Annotated in this window: 10 protein-coding genes; all 10 read left to right on the top strand. The window is 66.1% G+C overall.

Annotated elements, in window-relative coordinates; genetic code table 11:
- Positions 1-179 precede the first annotated feature (179 nt).
- The 10 genes from ACFPFW_RS07220 (at position 180) to ACFPFW_RS07265 (ending at position 12,570) form a co-directional block, all read left to right on the top strand.
- Positions 180-1,055, top strand: coding sequence for a DUF2163 domain-containing protein (locus ACFPFW_RS07220; protein ID WP_114956689.1), 876 nt, complete (start codon positions 180-182; stop codon positions 1,053-1,055).
- An 8-nt stretch (positions 1,056-1,063) separates the two neighbouring features.
- A complete protein-coding gene (locus ACFPFW_RS07225; RefSeq protein ID WP_114956688.1) occupies positions 1,064-1,483 on the top strand; it encodes an NlpC/P60 family protein in 420 nt (139 codons plus the stop codon).
- 9 nt (positions 1,484-1,492) lie between these two features.
- Positions 1,493-5,320, top strand: a complete 3,828-nt coding sequence (locus ACFPFW_RS07230) for a baseplate multidomain protein megatron (protein ID WP_114956620.1) — start codon at positions 1,493-1,495, stop codon at positions 5,318-5,320.
- Positions 5,313-6,737, top strand: coding sequence for a DUF2793 domain-containing protein (locus ACFPFW_RS07235; RefSeq protein ID WP_114956619.1), 1,425 nt, complete (start codon positions 5,313-5,315; stop codon positions 6,735-6,737). Before ACFPFW_RS07230 ends, ACFPFW_RS07235 begins: the two co-directional genes overlap by 8 nt.
- A 60-nt stretch (positions 6,738-6,797) precedes the next feature.
- Positions 6,798-7,058, top strand: a complete 261-nt coding sequence (locus tag ACFPFW_RS07240) for a spike base protein, RCAP_Rcc01079 family (RefSeq protein ID WP_114956618.1) — start codon at positions 6,798-6,800, stop codon at positions 7,056-7,058.
- A 10-nt stretch (positions 7,059-7,068) separates the two neighbouring features.
- The gene (locus ACFPFW_RS07245; protein ID WP_114956617.1) at positions 7,069-9,030 is read left to right on the top strand and encodes a glycosyl hydrolase; all 1,962 of its coding nucleotides are present in this window, start codon (positions 7,069-7,071) and stop codon (positions 9,028-9,030) included.
- A gap of 831 nt (positions 9,031-9,861) precedes the next feature.
- Positions 9,862-10,377 (top strand): glycoside hydrolase family 108 protein, encoded by a 516-nt coding sequence (locus ACFPFW_RS07250; RefSeq protein ID WP_162799636.1) that lies wholly within the window; start codon positions 9,862-9,864, stop codon positions 10,375-10,377.
- Between the two features lie 47 nt (positions 10,378-10,424).
- The gene (locus ACFPFW_RS07255) at positions 10,425-10,691 is read left to right on the top strand and encodes a Pam3-gp28 family putative phage holin (protein WP_114956615.1); all 267 of its coding nucleotides are present in this window, start codon (positions 10,425-10,427) and stop codon (positions 10,689-10,691) included.
- Positions 10,688-10,915 carry a hypothetical protein gene (locus ACFPFW_RS07260; RefSeq protein WP_114956614.1) on the top strand — a complete coding sequence of 76 codons (228 nt, stop codon included), beginning with the start codon at positions 10,688-10,690 and terminating at the stop codon, positions 10,913-10,915. The genes ACFPFW_RS07255 and ACFPFW_RS07260 overlap by 4 nt, the downstream gene beginning before the upstream one ends.
- Positions 10,916-11,220: 305 nt before the next feature.
- Positions 11,221-12,570, top strand: coding sequence for a YncE family protein (locus ACFPFW_RS07265; RefSeq protein ID WP_114956613.1), 1,350 nt, complete (start codon positions 11,221-11,223; stop codon positions 12,568-12,570).
- The last annotated feature ends 21 nt before the right edge of the window (positions 12,571-12,591 follow it).

The raw sequence follows: 12,591 nt of genomic DNA on the forward strand, positions 1-12,591 counted from the left end.
GAGGGCCAGTACGATGCTCATTACCTCACACATGCCCTCACCCGCTCGCTGCGCGAGTCGACCTCTCCCGTAAACGGGAGAGGGTGTCCTGCCGTCATGCTCCGGCTTGACCGGAGCATCCATTCTTTTGAGAGGCCGTTGTGGGTCCTCCGATCAAGTCGGAGGATGACGGAGAAATCATGCGTCAGATCCCTTCCGAACTCGCGGCGCATCTCGCCTTCGAGGCGACCACTCTTTGTCATTGCTGGCGGGCGACGCGGCGGGATGGGGTGGTGCTCGGCTTTACCGACCACGATGAGGACATCGCGTTCGACGGCACGCTGTTCCGGGCGTCGAGCGGGCTGCAGGCGGCGGAGGCTTCGGCTTCGCTGGGACTGGCTGTCGGCGGCGGAGAAGTGGCCGGCGCGCTGGGGTCCGATGGCCTGACGGAAGAGGATTTGTCAGCTGGATCATGGGATTGCGCCAAAGTCGAAATCTTCATGGTTAACTGGAAGTTGCCGGATCAGCGGCTGCGTCTGCGGGTCGGTGAGATCGGCGAAGTGCGGCGGATGGGGGCGGCGTTCAACGCCGAACTGCGCTCGATGGCGCATCGGCTGGACGCGCGGCAGGGGCGGCTTTTTGTGGCGACCTGCGATGCCGGACTGGGCGATGCGCGATGCGGGGTCGACCTCGGCAATGCTCTGCTGCGGGGCGAGGGCGCGGTCGTTTCGGCGACGCGGTTCGAGGTCGTGGCGAGCGGGCTCGGCGGGTTTGAGGAGCGCTGGTTCGACGGCGGAATGCTGACCTGGACGAGCGGCGGCAATGAGGGCCGACGGTGCGAGGTGAGGCAGCATCGCGGCGACCGCCTGGGACTTTGGCAGGGGCTGCCGTCCGAGGCGGCGGCGGGCGACGAATTCGTCGTGACGGCCGGTTGCGACAAGCGCTTCCGGACCTGCCGTGAGCGGTTCGCCAATGCCGCGAATTTCCGTGGCTTCCCGCACATGCCCGGCACCGACCGGGCGCTCGGCTATCCGGCCGGCGACGAGGAGCATGACGGCGGGAGCTATTTCCAGTGAATGCGGAGATGATCGTGACCGAGGCGCGGAGCTGGATCGGCACGCCCTATCGCCATCGCGCGAGCCTGAAGCATGTCGGCTGCGACTGCCTGGGCCTGGTGACGGGGGTGTGGGAGGCGCTCTATGGCGAGCTGCCGGAAGAAGCGCCGCCCTATGCGCCAGACTGGGCGGAGGCGGGGAGGGGCGAGCCTCTGGCGGAGGCCGCCGCGCGGCATCTGATCCAGCGGCCGGGCTCGGAGATCGCCGCCGGCGACGTGCTGATCTTCCGCTGGCGGCCGAACGTGGCGGCCAAGCATCTCGCGATCGCGACCGGGCCGGCCACGATGATCCATGCCCACGACGGCGCGTCGGTCGCCGAAGTCGGCATCTCGCCGATGTGGCGGCGCAAGCTTGCCTATCGTTTCGCCTTTCCCGGCGCGGCCGACTGACAGGTTCTCATGGCAACTCTGGTTCTTCAGGCGGCGGGCGCCGCCGTCGGCTCGCTGTTCGGGCCGGTCGGGGCGATGGTCGGACGCGCGGTCGGCGGACTGGCCGGCGCGGCAATCGACCGTTCGTTCCTCGGTGGTGGCTCGACCCAAAGCGGCGGGCGGCTGCGCGAGCTCGACGTCACCGCCTCGACCGAAGGAACGCCGATCCCGCGCGCCTGGGGACGGGTGCGGGTATCCGGGCAAATCATCTGGGCGACGCGACTGGTGGCGAAAACGCGGCGCGAGAATTCGTCGGGCGGAAAGGGCGCGCCGTCGGGACCCTCGGTCGAGACGACGAGCTATTTCGCCAATGTCGCGCTCGGGCTCTGCCAAGGCCCGATCGCGCATGTCGGACGCGTGTGGGCGGACGGAAAGCCGCTCGACCTGACGCGCGTCAACATGCGTACGTACATCGGCGATGAGGCGCAGGCGGCCGACCCGCTGATCGTCGCGAAGGAGGGCGCGGAGAATGCGCCGGCCTATCGCGGGCTTGCCTATGTGGTGTTCGAGAACCTGCTGCTGGAAGCGTTCGGCAATCGCGTTCCACAGCTCTCGTTCGAGGTGATCCGGCCGGTCGGGATGCTGGAGCCGAAGATCAGATCGGTGTGTCTGATCCCGGGCGCGACGGAGTTCGGTTACGACACGATCGCCGTCACGCGGAAGCTCGGCATCGGCCGGAGCGCGGCGGAGAACCGCCAGACTTTGGTGGCCGGGTCGAATTTGGAGGCGAGTCTCGACGAACTCGTCGCGCTTTGCCCGAACCTCGAACACGTCTCGCTGGTCGTCGCCTGGTTCGGCGACGATCTCCGCTGCGGCCATTGCACGGTCGCGCCGCGCGTGGATTCGAAAATCAAGCAGACGGTTGGTGCGGCCTGGTCGGTCGGGTCGCTCGGTCGCGGCGGCGCGCGACTGGTTTCCGAGCATGACGGCCGACCGGCCTATGGCGGCTCGCCGTCGGACGGCAGCGTGCTGCGCGCCATTGCGGCGATAAAGGCGCGCGGGCTGAAGGTGACGCTCTATCCATTCCTGATGATGGATGTGCCGGCGGACAATGATCTGCCGGACCCGGTGACGGGTGTGGTTCCGCAGCGGGCCTATCCGTGGCGTGGCGAGATTTCGGCGGTGGGTGACGGGACCGCGGCGGCAGGCTCGGAGGTCGCGGCGTTCTTCGGGACGGCTGCGGCCGGTCACTTCTCGTCGGCCGGTGGAGCCGTATTCTATTCCGGGCCGAGCGAGTGGGGCTGGCGGCGCTTCGTGCTGCATGTGGCGCAGCTCGGCGAGATCGCCGGCGGTGTCGATGCGATCGTGATCGGCTCGGAATTCCGGACGCTGACTCGCGTGCGGAATGCGGCGGGCGCTTATCCGGCGGTGGCGCAACTGGTGTCTCTCGCTTCGGCGGTGCGGACGCTCGTCGGCCCGGCGACGAAGATCACCTATGCCGCCGACTGGACCGAATACGGCTCGCATGTGCTCGGCGGCGGCATGGAGGTTCGTTTTCCGCTCGATCCGCTGTGGGCGCATCCGGCGGTGGATGCGGTCGGCATCGATTTCTATGGGCCGTTGGCCGATTGGCGGGACGGCACCCAGCATCTCGACCGTGGGCTGGCGGAATCGATCTGCGACAGCGCCTATCTCGAAGCGAATGTCGCCGGTGGCGAGAGCTATGACTGGTTTTATGCCAGCGATGCCGACCGCGCGGCGCAGGTCAGGACGCCCATCAGTGACGGGCTCGGCAAGCCTTGGACGTTCCGGGCCAAGGATCTCCACGGCTGGTGGAGCAATCCGCATCATGAACGGGTCGACGGCGTCGAGCTGTCGTCCGCCACGGCCTGGGTGCCGGGATCGAAGCCGATCTGGCTGATCGAGATCGGCTGTCCGGCGGTCGACAAGGGCGCGAACGCGCCGAATGTCTTTCCGGACGAGAAGTCGGCGTCGGCCCTGCCTCCGTTCTCGTCGGGCGGGCGGGACGATCTCGTCCAGAGACGCGCCATCGAGGCGGTGATGGCGGTTTATGGAGAGGCCGCGACCAATCCGTTGTCGCCAGTCTATGGCGGACGGATGGTCGATCCGGAACGGACATCGGTCTGGGCCTGGGATGCACGGCCGTTTCCGGCCTTTCCGATAGCGCGCGATGTGTGGGCCGACGGCGCGGCTTACGAGACGGGCCATTGGCTCAACGGGAGATTGGGGCAGGCGCCTCTGGCGGAGCTGACGGCGGCTGTGCTCGGCGAGACGGATGCGGAGGCATTCGAGACAGGCACGCTGGAGGGCGTCATCGACGGCTATGCGGTCGACCGGCCGGCCTCGGCGCGCGAGGTGTTGGAGCCTCTGGGGGAGCTTTATGCCTTCGGCGCCTGCGAGCGCGACGGCGCGATCGTGCTGTCGCCGCGCGGCCGAGGGGAGGCCGTCGAGTTCGACGATCTGGCCGCCCAGAGGGACGGCGCCGAGCCGAACTTCGTTCGGGCACAGGAGACCGAGCTTCCGGTCGAGATCGCGATCGGGCACGGCGACGTTCTCGCCGAATTCCGGCCGGTCGTCGCTTCGGCGAGGCGGCGGGAGACCGAGGCGCGCGGCGTCCTCGTCATGGACACGGCGGTCGTCGCCGCGCCATCCGAGATGCAGCGCCGAGCGGATATCCGGCTGCAGGATCTCTGGATCGGTCGCGAGACGGCGGGTTTCGCGCTGCCTCCGACTTTGATCGGGCCCGAGCCCGGCGATCTGGTGCGGCTTGATGGCCGAACGTTCGAGATCACGGAGATCGCCGACGGGCCGCTCCGGCAGGTGACGGCGCGCGCCGTGGCGCCGGAGATTTTCGAGGCGCCGAGGCTGCGCGATGCATCGATCGCCGCGCCTGTGCCGTCGCTGGCCGGGCTGCCGGAGGTCGTCGTGCTCGACCTGCCCGCGCCGGACGGCGAGCCGCCGGTGCTGTCGCGCGTGGCGGTGGCCGCGAAACCATGGCCGGGCGCGATCGTGCTGTGGCGCGAAAGCGGCGGGGCGTTCGAGCCGGCGGTGCGGGTGTCCGCGCCGGCCCTGATCGGCGAGACGCTGGACGCGCTGAAGCCGGGGCGGCCGTGGCGGTTCGACAATGGCGGCTCGGTGACGGTCGCGATCTCGGACGGCGAGCTTGTCGCGGTGACGGAGGATCGCCTGCTGGCGGGCGCGAATTTGGCGGCTCTGCGCGGGCCGGATGGTGCGTGGGAAGTGCTGCAATTCGGCGAGGCCGAGCTTGTGGCGGAACGGACCTACCGGCTGTCGCGGCTTCTGCGCGGGCAATCGGGCACGGAGATCGAGGCCGGTGTCGAGAAGCCGGCGGGCAGCGTTTTCGTCCTGCTCGACGCGGCGGTGGTGCCGCTGGCGGAGGGCGTGGAACGCGCCGGACGGCCGGTGACATGGCGCGCGGCGCCGGCCGCGACCGACCATGCCGACCCGATGGCCGTGGAATTCGCGGCGACGCCGAGTTCGCTCGCGCTGATGCCGTTCGCGCCGGTGCATCTGCGCGGACGGCGGACATCGGCCGGGGTCGAGATGTCATGGATTCGGCGGACGCGGAGCGGCGGCGATTCCTGGGAAGTGGCGGAGGTGCCGCTGGCCGAGGAGAGCGAGGCCTACCGGGTCGAGGTACTGGATGGCGGCGAAGTGGTGCGGACGATCAACGTCCTGTCGCCCTCAGCGCTTTACACCAATGCCGACGAGACCGCCGATTTTGGCGGGCCGCAGGAGAGCCTTTCAATCCGGGTGATGCAGATATCAGCCCTGGCCGGAGCAGGCCGGGCCGCGGAGACGATCCTTCATGTCTGAGACGACAAGCAATCTCCGCTTCCCGCTGCTGGCGGCGAGCCAGGCGCAGAAGCATGTGACCGTGAACGAGGCGCTGTCGCGGCTGGACAATATCGTCCAGCTCTCGGTGCTGGACCGGACGCGCACCGCCCCTCCCCCCGATCCGGAGGAGGGCGAACGCCATATCGTCGGCCCCGGCGCGACGGGTGGTTGGGCCGGGAAAGACGGGCGGGTCGCCGCGTTCCAGAACGGCGGATGGGTGTTCATCGAGCCGGGCACTGGCTGGATCGCCTGGGATGCCGAGGCGGAAGAAGTCGTCGCCTTCTCGGGCGGCATTTGGCAGGTGGCAGGCGGCACGTTTCAGGATGTGCCGCGGTTTGGCCTCGGCACCATGGCCGACGAGACCAATCCTTTCTCGGCCAAGCTGAACAGCGCGCTCTGGACCGCGCTCGAAGCGGGTGCGGGCGGTACCGGCGATCTTCGCTATGTGATGAACAAGGAGGGCGCGGGCGACGTGCTCTCGATCCTGCTGCAGTCGGCCTATGGCGGGCGGGCTGAGCTCGGACTGATCGGCGACGAGGATTTCGTGCTGAAGGTCTCGGCCGACGGCGCGACCTGGCATGAGGCCTTGCGGATAGACCGCGCGACAGGACGGCCGCGTTTTCCGCAGGGCGGCGTGCGCGAGCAGCTGAGCGCGAACCGGACCTATCATGTCCGCGCCGACGGCTCGGATGCGAATGACGGCCTCGCCAATACGGCGGGAGGTGCGTTCGCCACGGTACAGAAGGCTTATGACGTCATCGCCGGGACGCTCGATCTTGCGGGCTTTACCACAACGATCGAGATCGGGGCGGGGACGTTCTCGGGTCTGACGATCGCGAAGGGCTGGACCGGCGGCGGCAGCGTCGTGCTGGACGGAGCGGGGGCGACAACGGTGTTGAGCGGGATCGGGCATCTCGTGCAATGGACCGCGCCGCTGCCGGGCGATCTTCGCATCAAGGATTTGAAGCTGACCACGGTGACGAGCGGCGATTGCCTGCGCGGCGATGCGCCGGGACGCGTGGTCTGGGAGGCGGTTGAGTTCAGCGCATGTGCAGGACGGCATGTGGCGATGATCGCGCCGGGTGCGCGGGCCGAATGCGCGGCGAATTACACGATCTCCGGCGGCGCGGTGAACCATTGGGTCGCGGAAGCCGGAGCGGCGATCCAGGCGGTGGGGCGGACGATTGCGCTGACCGGCACGCCGGCCTTCACAACTTTTTCGGCGGTGGCTGCTGGCGGGTCGCTGCTCGTCAGTGGCGACACGTTCAGCGGCTCAGCGACGGGCACGCGATATTCGGCCTCCACCTGCGGCACGATCCGCACCAATGGCGGCGGCGCGAACTATCTGCCCGGCAATGCCGTGGGAGCCGTCTCGACCAGCGGCCAATACGTCTGAGCAATCCCAGGAATTCGAACGACCGGCCCGCTTCTTGCGGGCTTTTTCATGAGGTGAAGCATGGCGAAGACTATCGAACGCGGCTGGCCCGAGCCGTCGTCGGCCGCGGCGAAGAGCTATGTGCCGGTGACCAAGGCCGATGCCGATTTGGCGGACGGCCCATGCCGCGGCCTGCTCGTCGGCACCGCGGGGACGGCCAATCTGCGCGAAGCCGACGGCACCGAGCGGGCCAATGTTCCGCTTGTCGCCGGCTACAATCCGCTCGTCGTACGCCGGGTAAAGCCCGGCGGCACGGCTGACAGTATCTGGGCCCTATATTGAGGTATCACCGATGATTGGACTTGGACTGTCCCTGCCCGAAGTGGCAGCGCTCTCGGCCTGCCCGCAGAATGTGCCGTTCGATATGTCGAGGCGTTTCGGCATCTACGTGAACTCGGCCGCGGATGGTCCTGCCTATGAGGCCTGGCTCGGCGCGCCCGCCGACCAGGTGATGCTGATGCTTCGCCGCGAGAACTGGGCGAACTTCATCAACTATATCTCGAGCGATGCGGCGGCTGCTTCCGTGATCGGCCGGCCGTTCCACTGGTCCGTGCCGAACATGGTCAACGGCACGACTCTGGCGCAGGCGGCGGCGGGGAATTTCGATGCCTACTATGTGCAGGCCGCCCAGCAGATCGTTCTCAACCACAACGAGGCGAGCGGGCCGATCGTCATCCGCGGCCCGTGGGAATTCAACGGCGGCTGGCAGATCTGGGACAGTTACGGCAAGGAGGCCGATTTCATCGGCGCCTGGCAGAGGCTGGTCTCGGCGTTCCGCACGATCTCGGACCGTTTCCGCTTTTCCTGGTGCCCAAACGAGCGGCACTATCGCGACGGCACGCCCTATGATCCGGGCCTCGCTTATCCCGGCGACGACTATGTCGATATCATCGGCATGGACGTCTACCTGAATGCCGCCGACTGGACCGGTTTCACCGACATCCAGGCGGTCTGGAACTACAAGGTCAATTCGCCGACCGGGTTCGGCATGCGCTGGGCGGCGGATTTCGCAGTGGCGCACGGCAAGAGGTTCGCGCTCGACGAATGGGGCCTTTGCTCGAAGGATCCGAGCAACGTCGTCCGTGACGCTTCCTACTACGTGGCGCAGATGTCGGCGTTTCTGTTCGCGAACAATGCGCTCTATGCGAATTACTGGGAAAGTAATAGCGGCAAGGCGTGCCGTCTCGGCGGCGACCAGTATCCACTAACCGGCGCCGAGTTCCGCAAGCAATTCGGGCCGCCGGTCTTCACATCGCCTGTGGTCGGGACCGTTGATGAGGGGGACAGCTTCTCGATCGGACTCGCGACGACCTCGCCCGTGCCGACGACATTCGCGATCTCGGGCGGTCCGGAAGCGGCGTCGTTCGCAATCGCAGGCGCCAACCTGACCGCGCCCGACAGCCTGTCCGCGGGAGATCATGTCGTCGAGGTCTCGGCGATCCAGAACGGAGCGCGTGGGTTGACGGGGGCCATGACGTTCACGCTGACGGTTGCAGAGGCGCTCTGGACGCCGGCGGCCTTCGGTGCCGATCTCCTCGATTGGTGGCGGGCGGACAATCTCGCGAGCCTGACGACCGACGGTTCGAACCGGGTCTCGAAGTGGATCAGCCAGACCGGGAATGGCAGGTCGATGGATCAGGGATCCGATGCGGCCAAGCCGATCTATGAGTCGACCGGCATGAACGGCGGGCCATGCCTGAGTTTCAACGGCACTCAGCATATGACCCAGACCGTGATCACGGGTCTGCCCGCGGTGGCCGACGCGATCGGGCATGCCGCCCTTATCCATGGCGACGCATCGCTGTCGAGCGGCTTCAAATATTGGTTCTCCGACGCCGACGCGTCGGGCGCTTACCGGAGCTGGGGTTCGGGGAACGGCAACGTTCGATTCCAGGGAAGCGGCTCGCAGTCCGGCATTTCCATGGCCGGGCTGGATGTCTGCGTGGTTCATTCGCTCGATGCGGGAGCCTCGCCGAAGACGTCCAGGCTGAAGGTCAATGGCGGTACGCGGGCGTCCGCCAGCGTCGCGGTGAATACCGAGACCTTTACTCGCTCCACTCTGGGAGGGCAGGGGTCGAGCGGCAACGGGATCGGGAACATCTCATCGTTGAAGGTGCGCGAGATCGTGCGCCTAAAGCGGGCGCCGACGGATGCGGAGGTCGAGAAGCTGGAAGCCTATCTGTGCTGGCAGGCCGGGTTGGCTTCGCTGTTGCCCTCGGCGCATCCCTACCGGAACGCCGCGCCCACGCTGTGAGAGGTAGGGGAAACCCGCAAGACTTCGCCGAAATTGTCCGCAATAGCCTCAAGTCAAAGCAGGAAAATGAAACGCCGAAACCATGGGCATCTGCACAGACTCGGGCGGCTGAGAGCGGATTCCGGGCAAGTTGCCTCATTTCGGACCCGGCAGGGCACAATTACGAACAAATATTTTTCAATTTTGTGTCTGAGAAAATTATTATAAATCAGCACCTTGGTTAGGTCGCCCTTCTGGTCGACCATGTACCAATGCTAAAATTGTAATCAATCAGTTGACGGTTTCCGAGGCAGTGGCAAAGTAAACGCAGAAGGGTCGCTAGAACCCTCGGAGGAAACCGATGGACAAGTACGCGTTGCGTCGGGCTGCCTTACAGATAAACCTTGCCCTCTGGGGGATGGTTGTTGTCGTTGTAACCAAGCTCTTTACATAAGAGCGGCAACACCAAGCCAGCCGAGTAAGACTACCCAGGCCAGATTGGCGATCAGCCCCGCCCATAGCGTGGCCATGGATATATGGCGCCCTTTTTCGAACGGCATTTTGGGGTTCATTCGATGAGCTCCGATAACGCCGCCCCCCGAACTTTGGGTTAGCATAGAATGTACCAGCCGCCACCTGTCGCGGGGCGGCTTCCTGTGGCTTTCGCCCCTCGAAATTCCTCGCTCCATGGTTGCTTGAAATCAACGGAAGCGTTGAGGCTCTAGACGTCCGAGCCGTTTTTGCCGGACCGACGCTAAGGCCTTATCGGGCCTGTTCAAAAATAATTGATCGGCATTGGCCGGTTCACCGTCAGCCGCCTTCGGGCGGTTTTTTTCGTTCATGGAGGACGATTTGGCTTCTGCGGGATTCGCGCAGGCGCTTGACGCCGTGTTGCGCCACGAGGGCGGCTATATCGATCATCCGTCGGATCCCGGCGGCGCGACCAATCTCGGTGTGACGAGGGCGACCCTTTCCCGCTGGCGGGGCCGTGCGGTTTCAAAGGCTGAGGTGAGGGCGCTGACGCGCCACGAGGCGGCTGCCGTCTACCGGGCCTTCTATTGGGACGAGATCGCCGGAGATGCTCTGCCGCCGGGCCTTGATCTGGCGGTGTTCGACTATTGCGTGAACTCCGGCCCGGGCCGGGCGGCACGTACCCTCCAGGTGATCGTCGGAACGGTTCCCGACGGGCGAATCGGATCCGTCACTTTGGCCGCGATCGAGGGGCGGCCGTTACCCGAACTCGTCTCCGCCTATTGCCGCCAACGCCTCTCCTTCCTCGAAGGCCTCAAGACCTTCGCGGTGTTCGGCCGGGGTTGGCGGCGACGCGTGCGCGAGACCGAGGCGCTCGCGCTTTCGCTGATCGAATGACCGCGCGCGGCCGGCCTGCCGCGCAATTCCACAGACCGGAGACAAGGATGAATCTCACGCAGCTGCAGAGCGTCGTGAAGACGCTGCTCACCACCATTCTCGCTTATCTCGTCGGCAAGGGCTGGATCGCCGACGGCCAGGTCGAGGGCATCGTCGCGGCGGCGATCGCGATCGTGGCCGTGGCGCACGGCTTCTACGTCAACCGCGCGGTGGCGCTGGTCGGCAAGGCCGCATCGCTGTCAGAGGTCGAGGTGATCCAGACGACGCCGAAGCTCGCCCAGGCGGTGCCGAGCGACAAGGTGATCCCGGCTTGAGTTGGATCCAGCTCGTCCTTGCCCTGCTCAAGGCGTTCAACGGCGTGACCGCGATGTTTCGCGCCGGCCGCGAACGCCAGGCCGGGCGGGACCAGGCCATTCTCGAACAGAAGAGGGCGAGCGATGACGCGATCGACGCGGCTCTTTCGGCTCGCCGTGCTCAGCGCGCTGCTGACGCCGCTCCTGATCGGCTGCGCGAGAATGACGGCTTCCGCCGGGATTGATCCCGGCGCGGCCTGCCGTTCATTCGAGCCTATCGGCTGGTCTCAGAACGACAGCGACGCGACCATTCGGGCGGTCAAGGAGCACAACGCGGCGTGGCGTGGCGTCTGTCGGCGGTGAACTGTCGGCAGCGCTTGCGCTGCTCGAAAATCCCGGCCAAAGTGAATTCATAATTCAAATGACGTGATCGCGATGCCGTGCCTTCGGGCCGGGAGGAGGAGTATTCGCGACCAGCGAAAGGAGAGCGTTTCGAGCGTCCCGGTCAGAAACGAGTGCCAAAAAAAGCACCAACGGGAGGATAGATTTCATGAACGCCAAGACCAAAGCGGGGCTCGCTGCCCTGCTCGCGACGGCATGTACCGTTTCCCCGGCCATCGCCGACGACTTCTTTCTCGCCAGCGGCCGCTGGGACAACACCGTCATCGTCATCGATCTGAAAAAAGCGATCGACCCTGCGAACGACGGAACGTCCAAGGCGGTGATCAACCGGCTTCGGGTGACCCCCGATATCGATGCGACCGGCAGCGGCAAGGCCGACACCGTGGCCAGCGGCCAGCCGATCATCATCACGATCAGCCCGGAACTCCGGCGCGCCTTCGTGGTGAACCATTCCGGCAAGTCGACGCCGGAGCAGGCCGGCAGCTTCCAGCACGGCTGGCCGGGCAGCGTGACGGTGGTCGATCTCGACAAGGCGCTCGACACCAGGAACAACGGCACGCTCGGCGCGGTCGAGGGCTATATCGATTCCGAAGGCTTCGGCGCGACCGGATTCGCCGTCTCGCCGGACCTCAAATTCGGCGTGCTCGCCCATGCCGAGGACAAGGGCAACGAGGACGGCGGGCGCCACATCAACATCGTCGATCTCGCCCAAAAGAAGGTCGTTCACAAGGTCGAGCAGGCCTATGGAAAGCCGGGCTTCGATTGCCCGCCGGCGACCATTCCACACAAGGCGCCGGACAAGGCGTTCGGCTGCTTCCCCGATACCAATGGCGTGACGATCAGCCCGCTCGGCGGCGGCACGGTATTCACCGCCAACGGCGGCACGAACGACGTCTCGGTGATCAGCCTGTCCAAGGCGACGGCGGGAGAGAAGGGCGCCGAGATCGGCCGCATCCCGACGCAGTCCGGCGGGTTCGGCATAACGACTAGCCCGGACGGAAAATATGTCCTCGCTACCGCGCGTGAGGATGCGGCGACCGGCGTCGAGGGCAACACGATCTCGATCATCGATGTCGAGAAGGCGATCAAGGATCCGGCCAAGTCCGAGGTTGCCCGCCTGCTCGTCGGTACGGCCAATCCCGAGGAAGCGACCCGGCCGTTCGTCGCGGCGTTCACCCCTGATGGCAAGCAGATCCTGACGACGACCTTCCGCAGCAACAATCTCACGGTCCATGACGCGGCCAAGGCGATCGCCGGCGAGAAGCCCGAGCCGAAGCTCGTGAAGCTCGAAACGCCGAACGGTGAACCGTCGCGTCCGCGCGGCATCGCGTTCTCTTCCGATGGCACCTATGCCGCGATCAGCGGCGCGCCGAAGTCGAAGCCGAACAGCGGCGTGGTCTGGGTCATCGACACCAAGACCTGGGAAGTGAAGGGCCGAGTGACCGAGATCGGCAACGAAAGCTACATGATCGGAGCCTTCACCGGCACCGCGAAGTAATTGAAAGGCGGCCGGTTTCGG

The organism is Flaviflagellibacter deserti (assembly GCF_042652085.1).
GTDB classification, from domain to species: Bacteria; Pseudomonadota; Alphaproteobacteria; order Rhizobiales; family Methylopilaceae; genus Flaviflagellibacter; species Flaviflagellibacter deserti.

What these genes read in the sequence shown, in the direction of transcription:
- ACFPFW_RS07220 (WP_114956689.1), top strand. Translation starts at nt 180, where the DNA reads ATGCGTCAGATCCCTTCCGAACTCGCGGCGCATCTCGCCTTCGAGGCG.
- ACFPFW_RS07225 (WP_114956688.1), top strand. Translation starts at nt 1,064, where the DNA reads ATGATCGTGACCGAGGCGCGGAGCTGGATCGGCACGCCCTATCGCCAT.
- ACFPFW_RS07230 (WP_114956620.1), top strand. Translation starts at nt 1,493, where the DNA reads ATGGCAACTCTGGTTCTTCAGGCGGCGGGCGCCGCCGTCGGCTCGCTG.
- ACFPFW_RS07235 (WP_114956619.1), top strand. Translation starts at nt 5,313, where the DNA reads ATGTCTGAGACGACAAGCAATCTCCGCTTCCCGCTGCTGGCGGCGAGC.
- ACFPFW_RS07240 (WP_114956618.1), top strand. Translation starts at nt 6,798, where the DNA reads ATGGCGAAGACTATCGAACGCGGCTGGCCCGAGCCGTCGTCGGCCGCG.
- ACFPFW_RS07245 (WP_114956617.1), top strand. Translation starts at nt 7,069, where the DNA reads ATGATTGGACTTGGACTGTCCCTGCCCGAAGTGGCAGCGCTCTCGGCC.
- ACFPFW_RS07255 (WP_114956615.1), top strand. Translation starts at nt 10,425, where the DNA reads ATGAATCTCACGCAGCTGCAGAGCGTCGTGAAGACGCTGCTCACCACC.
- ACFPFW_RS07265 (WP_114956613.1), top strand. Translation starts at nt 11,221, where the DNA reads ATGAACGCCAAGACCAAAGCGGGGCTCGCTGCCCTGCTCGCGACGGCA.